Origin of the sequence: Halorubrum rutilum (assembly GCF_042665015.1) — an archaeon.
Classification (GTDB): Archaea; Halobacteriota; Halobacteria; order Halobacteriales; family Haloferacaceae; genus Halorubrum; species Halorubrum rutilum.
In genome coordinates this window covers 1-18,703 of the sequence record NZ_JBHTBL010000020.1, presented here as the reverse complement: position 1 = coordinate 18,703, position 18,703 = coordinate 1, and the positions used below count along the sequence as shown (strand labels likewise).

18 protein-coding genes and 1 pseudogene are annotated in these 18,703 nt (G+C 55.2%); 8 read left to right on the top strand and 11 right to left on the bottom strand.

Annotated features, from left to right (window positions below):
* Window positions 1-78: 78 nt before the first annotated feature.
* On the top strand, window positions 79-1,983 hold the full coding sequence (locus tag ACFQMF_RS15440) for an ABC transporter ATP-binding protein (protein ID WP_256409705.1): 1,905 nt from the start codon (window positions 79-81) through the stop codon (window positions 1,981-1,983).
* Between the two features lie 198 nt (window positions 1,984-2,181).
* Here the strand turns inward: ACFQMF_RS15440 and ACFQMF_RS15435 are convergent, their stop codons facing one another.
* From ACFQMF_RS15435 to ACFQMF_RS15425, 3 genes are all read right to left on the bottom strand, one after another.
* Window positions 2,182-2,931: an HAD-IIA family hydrolase gene (locus ACFQMF_RS15435; protein WP_256409704.1), complete on the bottom strand. Its 750-nt coding sequence runs from the start codon at window positions 2,929-2,931 to the stop codon at window positions 2,182-2,184.
* Window positions 2,932-3,402: 471 nt separating this feature from the next.
* Entirely contained in the window at window positions 3,403-3,639 is a 237-nt protein-coding gene (locus ACFQMF_RS15430) for a hypothetical protein (protein WP_256409702.1), read from the bottom strand.
* Between the two features lie 46 nt (window positions 3,640-3,685).
* The gene (locus ACFQMF_RS15425; protein ID WP_256409701.1) at window positions 3,686-3,868 is read right to left on the bottom strand and encodes a hypothetical protein; all 183 of its coding nucleotides are present in this window, start codon (window positions 3,866-3,868) and stop codon (window positions 3,686-3,688) included.
* Window positions 3,869-4,278: 410 nt separating this feature from the next.
* On the opposite strand from ACFQMF_RS15425, the gene ACFQMF_RS15420 reads away from it, so the two are divergent.
* Window positions 4,279-4,629, top strand: coding sequence for a 6-carboxytetrahydropterin synthase (locus ACFQMF_RS15420; RefSeq protein ID WP_379792284.1), 351 nt, complete (start codon window positions 4,279-4,281; stop codon window positions 4,627-4,629).
* A gap of 73 nt (window positions 4,630-4,702) precedes the next feature.
* Here ACFQMF_RS15420 and ACFQMF_RS15415 read toward each other — a convergent pair whose 3' ends face one another.
* Genes ACFQMF_RS15415 through ACFQMF_RS15400 form a run of 4 tightly spaced genes read right to left on the bottom strand, consistent with a single transcriptional unit; the run spans window position 4,703 to window position 8,269 of the window.
* A complete protein-coding gene (locus ACFQMF_RS15415) occupies window positions 4,703-5,257 on the bottom strand; it encodes a P-loop NTPase family protein (protein WP_256409700.1) in 555 nt (184 codons plus the stop codon).
* Window positions 5,254-6,576: an NRAMP family divalent metal transporter gene (locus ACFQMF_RS15410; RefSeq protein WP_379792282.1), complete on the bottom strand. Its 1,323-nt coding sequence runs from the start codon at window positions 6,574-6,576 to the stop codon at window positions 5,254-5,256. The genes ACFQMF_RS15415 and ACFQMF_RS15410 overlap by 4 nt, the downstream gene beginning before the upstream one ends.
* On the bottom strand, window positions 6,573-6,737 hold the full coding sequence (locus tag ACFQMF_RS15405; RefSeq protein WP_256409699.1) for a hypothetical protein: 165 nt from the start codon (window positions 6,735-6,737) through the stop codon (window positions 6,573-6,575). Before ACFQMF_RS15405 ends, ACFQMF_RS15410 begins: the two co-directional genes overlap by 4 nt.
* Window positions 6,734-8,269, bottom strand: coding sequence for a sodium:solute symporter family transporter (locus tag ACFQMF_RS15400; RefSeq protein WP_256409698.1), 1,536 nt, complete (start codon window positions 8,267-8,269; stop codon window positions 6,734-6,736). Before ACFQMF_RS15400 ends, ACFQMF_RS15405 begins: the two co-directional genes overlap by 4 nt.
* A gap of 287 nt (window positions 8,270-8,556) precedes the next feature.
* On the opposite strand from ACFQMF_RS15400, the pseudogene ACFQMF_RS15395 reads away from it, so the two are divergent.
* Both ACFQMF_RS15395 and ACFQMF_RS15390 read left to right on the top strand, forming a co-directional pair.
* Window positions 8,557-8,787: pseudogene (locus ACFQMF_RS15395) on the top strand (7-cyano-7-deazaguanine synthase); the annotation flags it as partial.
* Between the two features lie 190 nt (window positions 8,788-8,977).
* On the top strand, window positions 8,978-10,111 hold the full coding sequence (locus tag ACFQMF_RS15390) for a serine hydrolase domain-containing protein (protein WP_256409696.1): 1,134 nt from the start codon (window positions 8,978-8,980) through the stop codon (window positions 10,109-10,111).
* 93 nt (window positions 10,112-10,204) lie between these two features.
* Here the strand turns inward: ACFQMF_RS15390 and ACFQMF_RS15385 are convergent, their stop codons facing one another.
* Window positions 10,205-11,443 (bottom strand): hypothetical protein, encoded by a 1,239-nt coding sequence (locus tag ACFQMF_RS15385; RefSeq protein ID WP_256409695.1) that lies wholly within the window; start codon window positions 11,441-11,443, stop codon window positions 10,205-10,207.
* Window positions 11,444-11,640: 197 nt separating this feature from the next.
* Here ACFQMF_RS15385 and ACFQMF_RS15380 point away from each other — a divergent pair, with 197 nt between their 5' ends.
* From ACFQMF_RS15380 to ACFQMF_RS15365, 4 genes are all read left to right on the top strand, one after another.
* Window positions 11,641-11,934: a hypothetical protein gene (locus tag ACFQMF_RS15380; RefSeq protein WP_256409694.1), complete on the top strand. Its 294-nt coding sequence runs from the start codon at window positions 11,641-11,643 to the stop codon at window positions 11,932-11,934.
* A 101-nt stretch (window positions 11,935-12,035) separates the two neighbouring features.
* A complete protein-coding gene (locus ACFQMF_RS15375; RefSeq protein WP_256409693.1) occupies window positions 12,036-12,473 on the top strand; it encodes a TRAM domain-containing protein in 438 nt (145 codons plus the stop codon).
* A 285-nt stretch (window positions 12,474-12,758) separates the two neighbouring features.
* On the top strand, window positions 12,759-13,235 hold the full coding sequence (locus tag ACFQMF_RS15370) for an SHOCT domain-containing protein (RefSeq protein ID WP_256409692.1): 477 nt from the start codon (window positions 12,759-12,761) through the stop codon (window positions 13,233-13,235).
* A gap of 343 nt (window positions 13,236-13,578) precedes the next feature.
* Window positions 13,579-16,134 (top strand): PAS domain S-box protein, encoded by a 2,556-nt coding sequence (locus tag ACFQMF_RS15365; protein WP_256409691.1) that lies wholly within the window; start codon window positions 13,579-13,581, stop codon window positions 16,132-16,134.
* A gap of 43 nt (window positions 16,135-16,177) precedes the next feature.
* On the opposite strand, the gene ACFQMF_RS15360 is transcribed toward ACFQMF_RS15365, so the two are convergent.
* From ACFQMF_RS15360 to ACFQMF_RS15350, 3 genes are all read right to left on the bottom strand, one after another.
* The gene (locus tag ACFQMF_RS15360; RefSeq protein ID WP_256409836.1) at window positions 16,178-17,008 is read right to left on the bottom strand and encodes an IS5 family transposase; all 831 of its coding nucleotides are present in this window, start codon (window positions 17,006-17,008) and stop codon (window positions 16,178-16,180) included.
* Window positions 17,009-17,344: 336 nt separating this feature from the next.
* Window positions 17,345-17,563, bottom strand: coding sequence for a hypothetical protein (locus ACFQMF_RS15355; protein WP_256409690.1), 219 nt, complete (start codon window positions 17,561-17,563; stop codon window positions 17,345-17,347).
* A gap of 626 nt (window positions 17,564-18,189) precedes the next feature.
* On the bottom strand, window positions 18,190-18,703 hold a 514-nt coding region (locus ACFQMF_RS15350), incomplete at its 5' end, for a sensor histidine kinase (protein WP_379792278.1).

Here is an 18,703-nt window from a genome sequence, read left to right as displayed (position 1 = left end):
GATGCTTCCGTATACAGCTGAGCGGTTCAACACGTCCATGTCATCGGATACTTGTGCGCAAGCACGCTATCAAGTGTAGTGACAGACGACCACGGCGGGTTTGAACACGTCCGGGAGAACGTTGACGGCCACCCGATGGTGAGTTTGCTCGGCTACGCCAAACGCTACTGGCCGGCCCTCACGCTCGGCGTGCTTGCGGCGTTTCTCACTCGGTTTGCCCGACTGGTCCCACCGATTGTCGTCGCGGCGGCCATCGATCGGGCGATCCGTGGCTCGGCCGACGCGGGACTGTTGACCGACGTGGGCTTGCTGCCGCCAGGTGAGATCACCGGCGAAGCGGCCCGCCTCGCAGTGCTCGAACAGCTCGTACTCATCGCGGTGCTCGCGTATCTGGTCCGGTCGCTCGCTCGGTTTGTGTCCCGGTATCTGCTTCAAGCGACTGCACAGAAGGTTCAGCGTGATCTGCGAAACGACACGTATGACCATCTCCAGCGGCTCTCGATGGATTTTTTCGCCGATCATCAGACCGGCGGCATGATGTCGATCCTCAACAGCGATATCAATCGGCTTGAGCAGTTCCTGAACACGGAGTTTCGACAACTCATCCGCGTGGTCGCAACAGTCGGTGCGATTGCGATCATCCTGTGGACATACTCGCCGAAGTTGGCGCTTATCGCGCTCGGACCCGTCCCGGTCATCGGACTGGCTAGTGGGCAGTTTCTCACCTGGATCGAGCCGCGGTATAAATCGATTCGCGAGACCGTCGCTCGACTGAACACGCGGCTTGAGAACAACCTGGGTGGCGCTGCGGTGATTAAGGCGTTCGACCGGTACGGCTTTGAGCAGAGTCGGGTCGCTGAGCAGAGCGAAGCGTACCACGACGAGAAGGTTGCGGCGCTACAAATCCGACGTGGATTCTTTGCGACGCTACGGCTGTTAACCGGCGTCGTGTTCGTCCTCGTTCTCTATATCGGTGGCACTGATATCATCACCGGCGTTCCCGGTGAGGCAGGGGTGCTGACCCTTGGTGGGTTCGCGCTCTTTTTCCTTCTGTTGCGGCGGCTGTACTCGCCGATGCGCCGAGTCGGGAAGTCAGCAAATAAGTACCAGCTTGCGAAGTCCAGTGCCGAGCGCGTGTTCGGGTTGCTCGGCCGTGAGCCAACTATTACGAGCCCCGACTCGCCGCACACTCCTGAGTCGATTGACGGGGAGGTCACGTTTGAGGATGTGACGTTCGCCTACGGGGACCGCGAACCTGTCCTTCATGATATCTCGCTTGATGTGCCGGCGGGGACAACAATCGGCCTTGCTGGGGCGACTGGAGCCGGAAAGTCAACACTCCTGAAACTCATTCCCCGGTTCCACGATGTGGATGACGGAGAAGTCAGGGTTGACGGGACTGATGTCCGGGAGTATGATCTGCAGTCGTTACGAGACGCCATCGCCATTGTTGAACAGAATCCATACCTGTTTTCGGGGACTGTCGCGGAGAATATCGCGTACGGCGACCGCGAAACACTCGAGGCCGAGTGGGCAGGAGAACCTGACAAGAGCGCCCGCGCTCGGGTTGAGCGGGCGGCTGAGGCCGCCGCGGCTGATGAGTTCATCGAGGATCTCTCGGATGGATACGACACGCAAGTCGGCGAGCGAGGTATCAAACTTTCGGGCGGCCAGCGGCAGCGCCTCGCTATTGCCCGGGCACTGCTCAATGACCCCGAAATCATCGTTTTTGATGAGGCCACATCGGATGTTGATACGGAGACTGAGGAGCTGATTCAAGAAAGCCTTGAGCGGCTGGTCGAGGAGCGGACCGCGTTCATCATTGCCCACCGACTGTCGACGATCCAGAACGCAGACGAGATCGTTGTCATGGATCAGGGCCGGATCGTCGAGCAGGGTAGTCACGAGGAACTAGTTGCAGGTAAGGGAACATATGCGAATCTCTGGCAGGGGCAGGCTGAGGCTTCTCCTGCCGACGACTGACTAGCAATCTCGCCCTACGACCGGTGGCACCAGCGCCGATTGATGGTTCGACGTGTCTCGGGTGCTCCCGAGTACCGGACGTCTCAACAACACGTGGCCGAGCAAGATCCGTTGCGCCGAGTGCCCTACCGACCCCGACGACGTGACCTGAAACCCACTACCGTGGCCGTTCACCATTCACCGACCCGGACGGTAGCTTCAGCCGGAGGATATCGTCTCAACCAACTCAGCGATCGACTCGACGACATCGTTCGGGCGGTACGCATACTCTGTGAGTTCGTCGCGGTCGGTCGATCCAGTAAGTACGAGGTACGTAGTCAGGCCGGCCTCAATGCCGGCCACAACATCGGTGTCCATACGATCCCCTACCATTGCCGTCGATTCAGAGTGCGCCCTAATCCGATTGAGTCCACTCCGGATCATGACTGGATTGGGCTTACCGACAAAGTACGGGTCCTGCCCAGTGGCTTCCGTAAGGAGCGAAGCAACGGATCCGGTAGCCGGTATCGGACCCTCAGGGGAGGGTCCGGTAGCATCCGGATTCGTTGCAACAAATCGGGCGCCTTGGTCAATCAGTTGGACGGCCTGTGTGATATTCTGGAACGAGTAGGTGCGGCTCTCTCCTAGAACGACGAAATCTGGGTCAGTATCGGTCAGCGTGTAGCCCACCTCATGGAGCGCTGTCTTCAGTCCAGCCTCACCAATAACGTAGGCCGACGCATCTGGGACTTGATTTGACAAAAATTGAGCCGTGGCCACGGCCGAGGTCCATATCCGCTCTTCTGGGATGTCAAGACCCACATCCGCAAGACGGGTAGACAGATCGCGACGTGTGTAAATTGAGTTGTTGGTGAGCACGAGAAACTCCTTGTCTTGCTCTTGGAGGCGACTAACGAACTCCTTCGCCCCTGGGAGGGCAACCTCCTCATGGATCAGCACTCCGTCCATGTCAAGAAGCCACGTGGTGGGTTGGTCTTGCGTATGAGGCATATAGGAAGCTATCAGAACGGCGTTCGCCGCGGACTTGAAACTTCGCGACACGAATCAAATCGTGTCCAAACCCGTCACGGAGACGAGTGTAGTGGGCCGAACATCGTACTCATCTAACCATGCTACAGAGCCTGAAGATCCTCTCGACGCCTCGATCCATCGTTGACGACGCTCAAAACAGGAACATGACGCATCAGGAGGCTCAAGCGCTGGTAACAACGATCAGGCTAAAGAGACTGCTAAGAGACCAATCCCAAGTCACGCAATTGGTCCAGCATTTTGCGGGTCGACCAACCGCCGGGTGGTCACTACTAAGTTACCAATACATTGCTCGTAACAGCTGCGAACTACGAGTCGGAACTGACAATAAGGCTCATTTTCTCAAGCGATTCCCGGTTTGGACATTTAGCTGCCGACCGCAGTGACAGTTTACGCGTCTAACTCGTCCAGCTTCTGCCGGATCTCCTCAAGTTTGAAATAGGATGCCACGGCGAGGATAGTCGTAGGCCAGAGTCCGACGAACTGTCCACGTTGTTTGTCTCCCCGGACGTAGTAGAAGTACAGGGCAAGCGCGACGGAGCCAATTGACGCGATCACTGCGGTGCCTAGTCCATCGGCGTCGATATCCTCTGCGATATCGGCCACTGTATCGTCTGTGTCAGCCATATGTTTGGTTGGTACTATAGCCGTAAAGACGTTTGCCCCAGCCGGTTCACCCATCCGATATCGTCGGATCTTGGTCCTGTTCTCCGGTGTCTAGCGCCGCATCGGGGTCGTCCTCGCTTCGTACGGTCTGTCGCGTCTTTTTCCACGTTGAGTAAACGTCCAGGAATGCGAGGGCGCTGAGCAGCACCCCGGCGAGAACCATCATTTTGTCCGCGTCGATTGTCGCCATACTGTCCCCTACGGTCTCAACAGGTAAATGACCCACCGGCGACACCAGACGGTGTCGGCTGGGACCCGCGCTCAGGTGCGTTCGTGCCGTCCGGTGGACCGGCAACTCACATCCTCTGAGTTGGTGAATCTGCTACTGTTGGGGATAACAGAGCTGCGAACACTCGACGCGTTCTCTGGTAGATTGATGACTCACCCACTGGCCGGGAAGTGCCACTTGGATCACCCCTGCGAGTCAGCAATCATACGCTTTTTTCAAGCGTTAGACATCGTAAGCACGCGTGAACGAAGGCTTATTAGTTACGTAGGTATTCCCTAGATGTTTTTCAATGCATACCTAAAGATAATTTCACAGCGATAGATATCGCCGAAGCAGGCCAACGGACACTCTAAATCAGAGCCGACAACCCGATGCGAATAAATTCAGACCACCGAATCCACCATTACGACGGGAAGTGCTCGCGACCGGACGGCCACAACTGCGAGATTACTGTCGAAGTGACCGTCAACCTTACCCAGGAGGGTGGATCGTCGACAAAAGGATGTCACAGACGTAATCGATGCGTGGGATTACGGTTCCTCGTTGAGGAGGGCGGCCCACTCGTCAACACGTTTGAGGCGTCCAGCGATAGTGACGTACTCGTTGTGTTGGACCACCTACCAACAGCGGAGATGATGAGCATCAGCCTTGAACAGCACAGTGCTAAAGGATTTCCTGATACAGTCTCCGACCTGTCGGTGTCGGGACGTGGAGACAACTAGCTGGGATGTCGCGTTCCGGCCGCACCCGCCAATTTGTCCAAGACGGCCGAGAAAGAGGCTACAGCGGCAAGCGTTAGGTAAGTTCAATTGTTCGATCGGTCCAGCTCCGGAGGCGGCGTAAAACCGTCTGTTCACGCTGCGACACAGGGTCGTCGCTGCCGAACTCGTCTCCCTCGTAAGCGTTGATGACGACACAATCGGCTTGGCTACAGTACCGCATGAGGGCGTCTAGGTCTCCCACCTCGTGCTGGAATGCGATCGTGACGTCATTGACGAATACGGCATCAGGATCAGGTGGTGCGTTGTCAAACCGGCGGTTGGCTCGTTCAGCGTTCTCACGGGCTAGCTTGAGCGCGTCTAACGTCTCGCTTCCCTGTGAGCGTGGGGCGTTCGCTTCGACAGGGTCGATCCAGACCTCGTCGGGGATCTCCACAAACCGGCACAACCGGCGGCCGACGACGCGGTCGCTTCGATCCAACTCGGGACCAAACTCGAAGACAACCGCCTCTTGTGTCCGGCCGTCTTCTAGCCAGTTCGCGAGTGTCCGTGCGGTGAGGCTCGTCTTCCCGATCCCAGACGGCCCGACAATCAGTGTCCGTCCGGTTAGCGGGACTTGGGTGTTGGTCATACTAATACCTCCTCCCGAACGTAATTGATGCCTAAGATGACCGTTGCAACACCGAGGACGAGCGCAAATGCGAGGACGGCCCCCGAAAGGACGTCAATGCCGCTTCCGATCTGCTCTCGAAGGAAATTCACCGCGAGCGTTCCGGAGACGACTAGCAGGCTAAGTCCCCCAACATTTGCGAGCGTGGAAGAAGGCTCGGACACCGCGTCGCTGTTAAGCAGATAGAGTACGATCGCAATGGCAAACGGTGTCCCCAGCGTTCCCAACGCAAGGACGAGCACAAGCTGACTGATAACCTCCCCACCGATGAACGCGCCGGCGACAGACCCCAGCGCGAACCCCGCAAGCAGAAGGCGATATCGCGTGTCCGAAACCGACGTTCCCCAGCCAAGCTTGTCTGCGACGAGAAATGGCGGAACAGCAGTATTACCACCGAGTGTGGAGACAGCAGCAGCACCCAAACCCAGTAGAAACAGCGTTCCAGCACTGTCACCAACCAACGGACCTAGCGTCTCCGCAGCACCGATCGCGGTCAGTTCCGGATCGGAAAGCACACTCGCGGCTACAAGGAAAACAGCGACACTATAGACGCCAAACGCCGCCAGCATCGAAATCCCAATATCGAGAGTAGCGAGATTGTAGTCTCGGAAGGTCCAGTCTCGGGCTCGCATCGTGTACGACTGCATCGTGATTAGCGTGATGTGAACCGCGCCGCCAAGGATACCAGCCGCGACCAGCCCGCTGCCTGTGGGTAACGATGGTACGAGGCCGGTCGCAGCAGCCCCGTAATCGACGGGGACGACCCACAGCGACGCGACAAACGCGAGAACGACAAGCGTCACCAGCGCCTTAGAGAGAAGTTCAATAAATCGGTAGCCTCGACCGGCAAGCCCCGCCGCAAGAACGACTCCCCAGATCAATCCCCAGATCCGGGGATCAACGCCGGTCAACGACGCCGAGACCGACGCGGCAGTGTTCATGATGACGAACTGTGCCGCGCCCGCGACGACGACAACATCGACGACTAGGATAACCGCCCACACCTCACCAAGGTGGGCCTCAACGACCCCCACGATACCGCGTTCGGTGAGTAACCCGAGCCGCATCGCGAGGAACTGTGCGACCGCACCCGCAGCCGCTGACAAGACAACAACCCAGAGGAGAGTATAATTGAAACTCGCACCGGCGGCGATCAAGCTGGCCATCGTCGCCGGCCCGGCGGCGATAGCACCGGCCACCCACGACGGGCCCATCTCACCAAGGTATTCACGTACTGTGCCGCCACCGGTGGACAAACGTCCGGATCGTTGGTTGCTCATGACTCACCACCGGGTTTCCCCTTCTCTGTGCGGCCTACTTTGCCGCTGATCCAGCCGAACTCGTCGGCGATCGCATACACCTCATAGAGGAACACAACAGAAACGGCCAAGACCGCGCCCCAGAGTAACAACGTGAATCCAGCCGACCCAATTACGGTCATTGGTTGTTCACCTCTTGGTCGTCGACCCGTCCGCCATCGGGTTGAGGGTCATCGAGCCGTCGGATATCGCTCGCAAGCCTGTCGAAATCATACCGGTGTGACGAGCGTCTAGCGAACACTAGCGTGCACGCAGTTGAGGTCACGAAGGCACCAGCAAACGACGTGAGATAGAGCCCGTCAGGAGACGGTAACATCGCACCAATAAGCGGGATCGAACGGAGCGCTTCAGCGATCCCAAGAGGAAAGGGAAAGAATGCTGTCCCAATCGCGAGGCCAGCAATACCACTTATAAGTGCGCCTCCCTCGGTGAGTCTGTCGGAAAAAAGTCCGTACACGAACGGGACCGCAATAGCCGCACCCAGGAGGTCGGCAAATAAAAAGAGCGCCAAGACGCTCTGTGCCATTTGGCTGACGTAGATTGCCGCGACGGCGACAACAATCGTGAGCGCCCGCGCGCCGAGCGAGAGCGTCCGGTCGTCGGGGTCATCAAGTAATCGCGGAAGATCTGCTGTGACAACACTTGAAAGCGCGTTAAATAGCGTGTCGACCGAACTCATCACGAGCAGAAGTGCGAGAAGCGTGACCGCGACCACGGCCCACTCCGGGAACGTCTCACCGAGAAGAGCAAAAAACGCTGTGGAGGGGTTCTCGATGGACGCATTGCCGGCGGCGACAACGCCGAACAGAGCAGCGAGTAAGACTATTACCCCGTTGGCAACAGTAGCAGTTCGGAAGCCCCGCGCAACCGTCTTCGCATCGGACCCTGCGTATATACGCTGCCACCACGTCTGATTGATGAGTTCGGCTCCGAAGATTGCGAGTGCGATGGCAACCCCGAACCGGACGCCGTCCGGGTTCATTGGGTCAAGCAGCGACGGATTGGCCGCGAGGATTCCGTCGTAGGCCGCACCCGTACCGCCGAGGGCAACGACCGCACCGGTGAAGGCAATGACCATCAGCGGGAGGACGAGTGCGACCTGGACTGTGTCGGTGAGAATGCTCGCACGTAGTCCACCGTACCCCGTGTACGCCAAGACGAACCCACCGACAAGGACCGCTGTCAACCACTGTGGCACGTCGGCGACGAGCGCGAGAGCTAGAGCGATCCCAGTGAGTTCGGCAGCGAGAAAGATGAACATATACAACACGCTCACGAGGAGGACGAAGGTGTACATCGCACTCCCGTATCGAGCATACGTGTACTCCGTGAGTGAATGACCGTTGGGAATCACTTCGCGAACCCGAGGCCCGATCTTCGAATACGCCAGCATAGGAAGCGCCTCCCCAACCGCGTAGCCGGCGACTGCTGCGATACCGAAGGAAGCCCCCGCCTCAGGTGCCGACAGCAGGATCCATACGCCCATCACCGAGGCGATCAGAGTGGCGGTCAGCTGTCCTCCACCGGCCGAGTTGCGGGCAGTGATGAGGTACTCGGCTGAATCAAACCGCCCACGGGAGGCGTAGATCCCCATTGCGGTGAACACGACGAGTGTCGCGATAGTGAGTCCGAGTACCGTCTTAGTCGTCACCATCGCCGATTACCCTCTGGGATCTTCTGACTGTACGCTGCCGCAAAGAAGTCGAACTCCAGCTCAACGGTACGCCGGAACAGTCGCTCCAGACCCCGTTGCCGCCGTGACCAGACGGTAGCACCCTCCCGTTCGAATTCGCCGGTAAAGGCCATGGCTGATGTCTGTAATTCACTTACTTATAACTTGGTAATACAACTTAGTAATCAAAAGTGATACCGACGCCTTCCTCCGCTTCCAGAGGATGACACACTATTAACAACGTACGTGACGATTATTAGAGCTGGATAAGACCAGAGATAGAAGTCGAATTGAAACCGCCGTTCGTCGAGTGGTCGAAAAGAGAAATCGCAGAGCGCGGCCTAGAATTCGGAGTGCCGTACGACATCACCTGGTCGTGTTACCGTAACGAAGAGCCGGCATGTGGGACGTATAATGCGTGTACATTCCGGCTCGAAGCGTTTCGGAACGCTGGGTCACATGACCCGATCGCGTATGCTGAGCGGCCGGTGTTTTCGTAACCCAGGAGTCGATTTTATTCAGAAGTTGATAATTCACTTTTGATGCAGTCAGCACTGGGGATAACATATAGACGTATAACCTCAATCTACTCACCCCGTGTCAGGACCTGTGTGCGCGAAACAGAGCGTGTAGACAGCAAGTTGTACGCTCTTACCCAATTCTTATCATCAATACTTTTCAAGTAGAGGTATGCCAACACTCACCAAGAGCGATCGACAGCAACTTCGAGCCGAATTCCATCGACATCTCGATGTCGGCCTACATCACGGTGCCCAGCTCGCCGTCTACGTTGACGGGGATCTCGTTGTGGATTTTGCTGGCGGAACGACCGGGCCGGACGGCGACGAAACGACCGCAGAAACGCGGCATCTCATTTTCTCATGTACGAAACCATATGCCGGCGTCGGCCTGCATCAACTCATCGAGCGAGGCGAGGCGGCATACGATGACCCGGTTGTCGAACACTGGCCCGAGTTCGCCATCGACGGAACACAGAAAGCCGAGATCACCATCCGGCAGGTGCTTAGCCACACCGCCGGTATCCCATATGGCGACTTTGATGACCAGCCCGAAAAATGGGGTGACTGGGACGCAGTTGTCCAAGCCATGGAAGATATTGATCCGGTGTTTGACCCGGGTGAACAACCCGCGTATCATACGTTCAATTACGGCTGGGTTGTGGGTGAGCTCATCCACCGTATATCCGGTCAACACGTCGACGAGTATGTTGCCGAACACGTATTCAACCCCTTGGAAATGGACCGCTCGTCGATTGGACTTAGCCCGGATGAAGATGACGATGTGGCTACCCTTGCTGGCTTCGAGATGTTCGACCGCTGCCGGGATGCCGGTGAAGGGTTAGGTATTCCAGCGTCCGAATCCGCAGACGCGTTTAACATTGAAGCCGTTCGACGTGCAGTTATCCCGGCAGCAAACGGGATTGGCACTGCGCGAGATATGGCGCGGTTTTATGCATGTATGGCCAACGGCGGTGAACTCGATGGCACACGCCTGCTAGCTGAGGAGACAGTTGCTGAAGCGACTCGGACCCACGCTGAAACGGATTCGGACGGGACACTCTCGCGACCGGCCCGGTATGCGCTTGGGTTTTGGACTGGCGGATTGGCGAATGACATGTTCGGATCGTTCAGTCGCGAGCGGATGTTCGGTCATGCCGGGCTCGGGAGTATTTTTGGCTGGGGTGACCCTGAACTAAACGTCGGCTTCGCATACGTCACCAACGGGATCCGCGAAGAATCGTGGGAGCATGCCGCTCGCGTTAGTGGGATGTCCGATGCCGTCCGGTTAGCGCTCTATGAGTGAGGTATCGTAGCGGTCGGCCCTCCAGGAACCGGCATCTCCGGGCTATCTTTATCGCGATGGAGGGGCTCATACTGAAGTCAATACAAGGAGTAACTACGTCGGAAGTCCAACTGTGTGTTCCAACCGCCACTCGTTATCCAACACTGCCTCTTTGTCGTCTGTCCCACCAGTCGTCACCACTCCGAGGTGGAACAACTGATACTTAAATTGGAAGTGAATCCCCGATTTGTAGATCCTCGGGTCAGTAAGCACAGACTCGTCAATATCACCAGCTGCGGTGAGCACATCGTTCCGCCGATGCTGGGTAAAAAACACCTCAACAGCGAGCGGCTGGTTGATATGGGTTGCTTCGAGCGCCATATCAGCGATCGTCGCATCACGAACCCCCTGATCGTGGAGTCGTTCGAGTGACTCAACAATCAGCCGAGTTGGTTCGTACTGAATCGCAACTGACCGTGCGAGTTGCGCCCATCGCGGTGCGAGTTCGGTGAATCGGGTTGAGCGACCGGTCCAGCTATCGAAGATCTCAAGCGCAGCTGTGACGCCTCCATGTTGGTCGCGAGCGAAGCGAACAACCTCAGCACCGAGGTGTGTGAGTGAGTCCCCGTTTGGCTGGGCATCAACGAGGTTCAGCAGAATCGCGCCGCGCCGCCCATCAGAAATGGCGTTGATAACGTTATCGGCGTAGACAACGTCTGTGTCACCATCGGCGGCAATCGCAAGTGCGTACCCGAGGTAGTTTTTCGGGTGATTCACTGGGAAGCTGCCATCGGTGAGTCGATGCGTCGTGGCTTGGAGTCGCACCGCATCGATTGTTGTGGAGAACTCACCAGCTCCAGTAACACGGGCGGGTTCGACGAGACGTGTTGATCCTGTATCGTCGACGGCGATGACACCAACGTTCAGGTTCCGTGCATGTGCACGTGCCGCGTCGGTAATGCTAGCGGCCGGCGCAGCAACGTATCCAAGGTTGACTTCTGGGAGATGGGCGTGAGTTTGCGTGATGCCGCGAGCGACATCTGCGTCGCCCGGGTCGGAGTTGTGGCCTTTCGCCTCAACCACCGTCACTGGCGTCGTCGCTGCATCACCATTCAGTACCTCCGTTGCCGGCATGCCGACGCCGAGTAAGTCGGGCTCGCCGGCGGCGAGTCGGAGCGTGTTGTACGGCGCGAGCCGCTCGCGAAGTGTATCAGGAATTGTCCACCCACCCCATGTCGATTGCGTGAACTGCGTCTCCGTGACCGCATATTGATCCGGACTTGTGTCGATATCCGGGTATAGGGTGTCTTTCGCGGCAGCAAGCACCGTTGGCTCGGCAAGCGTGACTGCCATTGTACTGTCCATCAGCGGGTTGATGATATAGTTGGGGGCGCGGCAGGTAATTAATCACGATAAGGAGTACAGGTGTATGAAACTACCAGCTGCAGCACTCACTGGGAGACAACAGATCAGTCAGGGTAACGAGCTAGATAGTACGGATGAATCCACTCTGAGGCGGGTTTTATATGTGTGATATGCGAAACAACGGTATGTGCGACTCGGCGGCACCAAGCGCCTCCGTCTCGCTGTCTGAGCCGACTGACATTCCAGCCGTATTGAATCGAGTTGGTGTCGATTATGTTGATGTGCACAATCAGCGGCTGTTAGCGATTTATCAGACCGGTATCTTCAACGTGACAACCGAACCTGAGCCGGTATCGAACGCGCACACACTCAAGATCGAATGCTGGGAAGCCCCGCTTCCGTCTCGTGGAGGCGAGCAATCACCACAGGAGCTTCTTGACGAGTTCGCCGCGCTGTTTGATCACAGCGAGAATTCCTAAGCGGTCTATTGGATCACTCGCTTGAGACGAGAGTGACCAACCGAGAGTGTCGGGAACACTAGACTCAAGTTATCTACCACGTATTACGGTAAACACAATTTATGGAAATTTCTGAGACACTCCAGACATTGTACACTGCGACTGTCGAGCAAGATGATGGAACGTATCAGATCACAGTACCAGACCGCGAGATAGCCACTGGGACAATTACTGAGGGTGAGACATACCGTGTTGCACTTATTTCGACGTCAACGTCAGAGGCTACCGATACAGAGACGACTGACACCATCCAGCCTACTGATCAAGAAAATGAGCAAGAAGAATACGACGGGCCACCGGTTGAGGAAGGTGAACAACGAGAAGTTGAAATCGAGAACCTCGGTGATCAAGGCGATGGGATCGCGAAAGTTGAGCGCGGCTACGTTGTGATTGTCCCTGAGACGGATATCGGAGATTGTGTCACCGTCGAGATGCGACAGGTGCGCGAAAACGTTGCGTTCGCCGACGTCGTTGATCGCAAACCGCGTGTAGAAGTCTAGGACGCGGAAATGGGCATGGACAAGTTCTTCGAAACGACTCCCACCTGAGAGGGAATCGACCACTGAAGAGCACGTCCAAACCAGGATTGGGGAGACTTGTTCGAATCCTCAACCAGTGATATGGCTTTGGAGCCGTGCTAAAGAGCGCGCGCACACTACAGACGGACCAGAGGTAAGTGAACGCTCGTCGCACTCGGCGTGTGAACAACAGGCCATCCGCTACCGGTCGTAAACCTATTCGTGATATTCACAAAATATTTTATTGACTGTACTGATCTGTGACATATGTTCGGTTGGGCCCCTGAAAGCCCGCGGCCGCGGGCTGCCGCTGCTTCGCTTAGTGCGGTGTTCGGTGTCTGGTTGATTTACACCTTTCTACGCACTCCACAATATACTCAGACACCCGACCCACGTGTTGTCCCGATAAATGGGCTTCACTGGTTGGCTCTTGGCATTACTGCTGTGTTAATATCGGCATCTCTCGTTTACACACTCGGCCAACAGTTTGACCCCGTCAATGCCGATCCTGCTGATTCCGAGGCGGACAGCAGATCCACACCGATTGAGAACCTCCGTCAGCAATACGCAACGGGAAATATCTCTGACACGGAGTTTGAACACAAACTGGAGCGGTTAATTAAAACCGAGGATATCTCTTGGGTTAGTCAGCCGAAATCGGTATCAAAACGTAATGAGAACGTGTCACACTCACAAACTGATTCTGCGTCTTCGTCAGAATTAGCCGAAGAGGAAAGCTACTGAGCTGATTCTTTGGAGAAAGCACAAATCAATCCTGATCGTCTCGGAGAAGCAGTAATAACAGCCATCTATGATAGAGCTCTGTATCTTACACCCGGCTTCCGGCAAGTCCACGGTAGGTCACTTCGGTACATGCAGGATGCAGAGCGCGAATGAGATACGAACCGAGGCCGATCAACGGGAGAGAGTGATCAGTCAGTATGGGTCACACACCTACCGCGCCCAGCGACTACTTCTCAGAAGTCTACTAGAAACGCCGTGTAAGATACAGAGGATTGAGTTCAGCGTAGTATGGAGTGGCTGAATTCAACAGATTTTCGTGTTACCGTGTATCAATGGTGCTTCTATGGATGATATTATTCGGATTCTTCACGTCGATGATGAACCTGATTTTGCCGAGATGGTCGCGACCTTTGTTGAACGTGAAGACGACAGGTTCGAAATTGAAACGGTGACGAGCGTAAGTGAGGGCTTGGATCGCCTCGCCAGCGACAACTTTGACTGCGTGGTTTCCGATTACGATATGCCGGAGCAGGATGGGATTGAGTTCCTCGGAGCCGTCCGAGAGAGGCACACAGACCTTCCGTTCATTCTTTACACGGGCAAGGGGAGTGAGGAAGTCGCCAGCGACGCAATCTCAGCGGGCGTCACGGAGTATATGCAGAAAGAGAGCGGGACCGGACAGTATCCAGTGCTCGCAAACCGAATTAAAAAAGCCGTTGACCGGCGGGAAGCTGAGCGAGAACGAACCCGTCAACTTGAAGCGATTGAAAGAGCTCAGGAAGGTATCAGTATCCTTGATAACGACCACCACTATATCTACGTCAACCAGCGGTTCGCCGACCTCCACGGCCACGATCCAAGCGAGATGATCGGCGAACACTGGGAACTAGCTTATCCGGACGAGGATATATCGGAGGTAAAACAGGAAATTCTTCCGGCAGTTGAGCAAGAAGGATATTGGCACGGGGAAACAACGAGCATCCGTTCGGACGGGAGTACAGTCGTTGTGGATCACACGCTGGCGACAACCGAACGCGGTGAACTCGTCTGTACGGTGCGGGATGTCTCTGACCGGAAACAGCGTGAACAGGAACTCCGGCGGAAAACGAGTAGGCTGGAGGCGCTGTTTGAGAACTCGCCGGACATGATCAACCTTCACGATGCTGACGGCAACATCCTTAGTCCGAACCCACGGCTCTGTGAGAGGACCGGCTACGATGCTTCAGAACTCGCCGGAATGAAAGTCTGGGAGTTGGACCAGTCTATCGACCACAGCGAGGCGCACGCGCTGTGGAATCAGATAGATGTGGGTGAGAGACATCGATTGGAGGGCGCTTACCAGCGGCGTGATGGATCGTACTTTCCCGTTGAGATCCACATTAGCAGCTTCCGCTTGGAAGGAGAGGACCGATTCGTCGCGTTCGCCCGTGATATCACTAAACGTAAACAACGGGAGCACCAACTCAGACAGTACAAGGATCTACTTGAGAGTATCAATGATGCAGTCTTTGTGGTAGATCAGAACCAGAGAGTCGTGTATGCGAATGAGCAATCGCTTGCCAACGTTGGCCTCACAGCCCAAGAGATTGACAGTGAACCCATTATGCCACTTGTTGAGCAGTATTCTGATACCCGCTCGGGGGTTGTGGAATTCAAACAGGCGCTTAGGACGGCACTAAACGACTGCGAAGATGAGAACCCCGGTCCAGTGGAACTGACCGTGACTGCTGGCGAGTCGGCATCAGTCTACGAGCACCGATTCTCGCCCGTGTCTACGCGTCCGAAATTTGGGGACGAGGACGTGAGTAAAGCCGTGGCTATCGTTGCGCGAGATGTCACAGCACAGAAAGAACGAATTAACGCTCTTAAACAAATTGAAACACTATTTAAAAATGCGCAGGATATGCTGTTTATTATTGAACACTCAGATGATGAGTTTGTGATCAAGCGAGTGAACCACGCGTTTGAGTCGGCAACTGGGCTCTCGAATGATGATATCCGGGGGAAGACGCCGCAGGAACTCTTCGGCGAGACGCGTGGGCAAGATATTGTCCACAAGTATCGTCAGTGTCTCGAAACCGGACAGTCACTTAGTTATGAGGAGACACTCGCTGAGGAACAGGTTCCGAACAAGGGGTCACCGGTTGACGATGGACTTGTCTATTGGAGGACACATATCACGCCGGTTGAGATGGACGGCGACGTGGACTGGATCGTTGGTGCCACCCGCGACATTAATCAACAGAAACGTCGCGAACAGGAACTCAAGCGTCGGAACGAACGTCTTGACGAATTTACTAGTGTTATTAGCCACGAACTCCGGAATCCATTAAATGTCGTTGATGGGAAATTAGAACTAGCTCGTGATGACTGTGAAAGTGACCACCTAGCCGACGCAACTGAGGCAGTCGGTCGGTGCCAAGCATTGATTGATGACTTACTGACATTAGCCCGTGAGGACAGTCATATTGAACAGACAACTACAGTCGCACTGGCAGATATCGCCGAACAGAGTTGGCAGTTCCCTACGACCAAACCGGCGGATTTAAAAATTGAAACCCAGCAACACATCCAAGCTGATAGTAACAGGCTCCAGCAACTTTTTGAGAATCTCTATCGTAACGCGGTTGAACACGGCGGTGAGGACGTAACCATCACGGTCGGCGATCTTTCAGATGAGGACGGATTCTATTTCGCTGATGACGGTCCTGGGATTCATAAGACAGAGCGCACGGCTGTGTTTGAGGCGGGGTATTCGACCAGAGAGAAGGGTACCGGATTCGGCTTGCGGATTGTTAAGCAAATTGCTAATGCGCACATGTGGGAGGTTGCCCTGACCGAAAGCAAGGACGGTGGGGCGCGGTTCGAGATTACTGGTGTTGAGCACATAACGTCTTGAATACGCGCCCTGGGCCTTGTTTAGACGCTCGAATTCGCGCGGTTCAGGTGGTGAGAGACTGCTCGATGTTTCTGACAGCGGCTTTTAGGACGATCTCTCGAAACTGACCGAACCACGTTCTGGCTTTAACCGTCGAGCCGAATCGCTTGCGAAGCGCGAAAAATATCGATTCGACGATAGACCTCCGATGGTACGTTTCATCATCTATCCGAGCATTGTGGGCGGCATCAAGCCCATAGAATTCTCGGTGCTTGATCACCGTTCTGATGCCTTCGTCCCGCAGCATATGCCGAAGTTTGTCCCAGTCGAAACCTTTGTCGGCGACCACAGTTCCCAAGCGGTCGAGATTTCTCGAGAGGACTTGCCACGCGATCTGTGTGTCGTGTGGAAGGTTCATCGAGCAGTGTACGTCGAGGATTACCCTTGTCGAGCAATCCACGAGAAGCGTCGTCTTGACCGACTCAAACGTTCCTTTGACACGTTTTGCGTAGTTGTGGCTAGACGAACGATGGGCGAGGCTGGTGGAGTCAATCGCCTGAATCTCTCCAGTATCAAATAGATTCACCGACAGCCGCAACAGCACTCGCCAGATCCGCATCTTCAGCGCCTGCTTCCGGGCACAGACCGTGGTAAAATCCGGGAGTTCATCGACCGTCAATCCGAGTTTCTCCACGATATCAGGCATTTCACGGAGGATATCGAGGAGTCGTCGGTATGGAAGGTCGAGGTACTCGCGGAGTCCATGAAGAGCGACGATTACCCAATCAGCGTAGCCACCTTCCCCTTTCCTGACAGGCTGATTGCCGTCACTCCCGACAGCTTTTTGAGATAATGCCACACATCGGTCGGTGAAGCGAGCGAGTTTCGAGGGCACATCGAACTCTGCTCGCTTCACTTCCTCGAAATCCCGCCGTTCAGGCAATATTCCTAGCGTCTAAACACGGCCCGCGCCCTGTATCTCGCACAGCTGTTAGAATATCTCCCAGATCTGGCAGAATCCTCGACACTCAATGCGCAGGCACGTTCTGTCGGTTGGTTCAGGATTTGGCTGGGGGAAATAACGCAGTTTCCGTGAAGGCTGCATCGGCTGTATCGGTCAAAGCGCTACTGACGGTTGTCGGCCAGTTTGTTGAAACCGTACTAAATAGAGGCGTATCTGACGCGCTGGTATCAGGTCGCTGGGTTGGCAGTACCTACACGGAATCCAGTTTCACTCCCAGATCACCTCAATGCCGTCTGATCGGATTTGAACGGCATATTCGGAGACACCCGCACGGATTCTTTGTTTGTACGTTTTTTCAACGGGTTCGAGTATCTTGACGACGACGTTCATCGTTGGTGGGGTCTCCGGCACTGCCTGGTCAAATTGGCTCGTCTCACCGGCGTCAAGTTCGAAACCCTCCACGGCGAACGCGGACTTTCCGTCCATGAGCCGAACAGAGAGTTCCACTTGCCTGTTGCGACGATTAGTAACAGTGATTGTAGAATCGGTTCGAGAACTCGGACTGGAAGGTGATACGCATCCACTCCACACCAGCATACCAATTGCAGTGAGGAATTTTCGCCGGGTCATATTCACTTGGATCCAAATGGTGCTGCTATACTATTTTATGCTTGATTACTCCAGAATCTTCAACACAGAGAACACAACAAATCCTTACCGTGAACTACATTCGAATACTAGAGAATCCCATCATTCGATGGGCGATTGCGTGTCTCTATCTCGTGACGTCGTTGTTTCTTTTAATCGTGGCTGGTGACCTGCCGAGAATAGACCAAATCGTAGTGATAATCACCTGTACCTTGGATTTTTTATGGTCCCAATTGCGCTAAAAGAAATCATAAATTCAGCGCCGGAACAGTACTGAGATACGAAGTAGAGTCAAAGTGTCGGCTATAATCGAGTCAAGATATATTGCGAAGGATTTAGCTCTGTTAAAATACTCAACAATTGACAGATTTGCCATCGTGAATACAGAGCGCTTATCTAGTACACGCCGCGCTCAGTAGGTGTGGTCACACTTCTCAGCCATGGGTCGGGCATTGCCTAAATACTCACACGAGCTCTCCCTGTTCAGACATCTCGAACTCAAACCGTGCACCACCATCGGTTCCATCGGCTACAGACAACTCCCAGCCGTGGGCTTCTACGATTCGTTTTACAATAGTCAACCCGAAACCAGTGCCCCCCTGTGCCGACGTGTGTCCTGGTTTGAGCACCTCATCACGTTTTTCGACTGGAATTCCTGGTCCATTGTCTTCGACGTAGATCCCAAGTTCGTTGTGACAGCCGACACGAACGGTCACGTCGGATCCACCGTGTTCAACGGCGTTTCGGAACAGGTTCTCGAACACATGGCGTAACCGGTCAGGGTCAGCTTGAAAGGTCATCTCATCTATAATTTCGATAGTTGCGTCATCCGTGTCTACTGTCGCCCAGCATTTCCCGACGAGGTTAGTCAAACTGACCGACTCTGTTTCGCTTATTGTATCGCCTTGGCGAGCAAGTGTCAACGTATCCTCGACGATCGCCTCCATCCGGTCAAGCGCCTGTAGTAGTGGATCAAGA

What these genes read in the sequence shown, in the direction of transcription:
- ACFQMF_RS15435 (WP_256409704.1), bottom strand. Translation starts at nt 2,931, where the DNA reads ATGGACGGAGTGCTGATCCATGAGGAGGTTGCCCTCCCAGGGGCGAAG.
- ACFQMF_RS15430 (WP_256409702.1), bottom strand. Translation starts at nt 3,639, where the DNA reads ATGGCTGACACAGACGATACAGTGGCCGATATCGCAGAGGATATCGAC.
- ACFQMF_RS15425 (WP_256409701.1), bottom strand. Translation starts at nt 3,868, where the DNA reads ATGGCGACAATCGACGCGGACAAAATGATGGTTCTCGCCGGGGTGCTG.
- ACFQMF_RS15420 (WP_379792284.1), top strand. Translation starts at nt 4,279, where the DNA reads ATGCGAATAAATTCAGACCACCGAATCCACCATTACGACGGGAAGTGC.
- ACFQMF_RS15415 (WP_256409700.1), bottom strand. Translation starts at nt 5,257, where the DNA reads ATGACCAACACCCAAGTCCCGCTAACCGGACGGACACTGATTGTCGGG.
- ACFQMF_RS15410 (WP_379792282.1), bottom strand. Translation starts at nt 6,576, where the DNA reads ATGAGCAACCAACGATCCGGACGTTTGTCCACCGGTGGCGGCACAGTA.
- ACFQMF_RS15405 (WP_256409699.1), bottom strand. Translation starts at nt 6,737, where the DNA reads ATGACCGTAATTGGGTCGGCTGGATTCACGTTGTTACTCTGGGGCGCG.
- ACFQMF_RS15400 (WP_256409698.1), bottom strand. Translation starts at nt 8,269, where the DNA reads ATGGTGACGACTAAGACGGTACTCGGACTCACTATCGCGACACTCGTC.
- ACFQMF_RS15390 (WP_256409696.1), top strand. Translation starts at nt 8,978, where the DNA reads ATGCCAACACTCACCAAGAGCGATCGACAGCAACTTCGAGCCGAATTC.
- ACFQMF_RS15385 (WP_256409695.1), bottom strand. Translation starts at nt 11,443, where the DNA reads ATGGCAGTCACGCTTGCCGAGCCAACGGTGCTTGCTGCCGCGAAAGAC.
- ACFQMF_RS15380 (WP_256409694.1), top strand. Translation starts at nt 11,641, where the DNA reads ATGTGCGACTCGGCGGCACCAAGCGCCTCCGTCTCGCTGTCTGAGCCG.
- ACFQMF_RS15375 (WP_256409693.1), top strand. Translation starts at nt 12,036, where the DNA reads ATGGAAATTTCTGAGACACTCCAGACATTGTACACTGCGACTGTCGAG.
- ACFQMF_RS15370 (WP_256409692.1), top strand. Translation starts at nt 12,759, where the DNA reads ATGTTCGGTTGGGCCCCTGAAAGCCCGCGGCCGCGGGCTGCCGCTGCT.
- ACFQMF_RS15365 (WP_256409691.1), top strand. Translation starts at nt 13,579, where the DNA reads ATGGATGATATTATTCGGATTCTTCACGTCGATGATGAACCTGATTTT.
- ACFQMF_RS15355 (WP_256409690.1), bottom strand. Translation starts at nt 17,563, where the DNA reads ATGGACGGAAAGTCCGCGTTCGCCGTGGAGGGTTTCGAACTTGACGCC.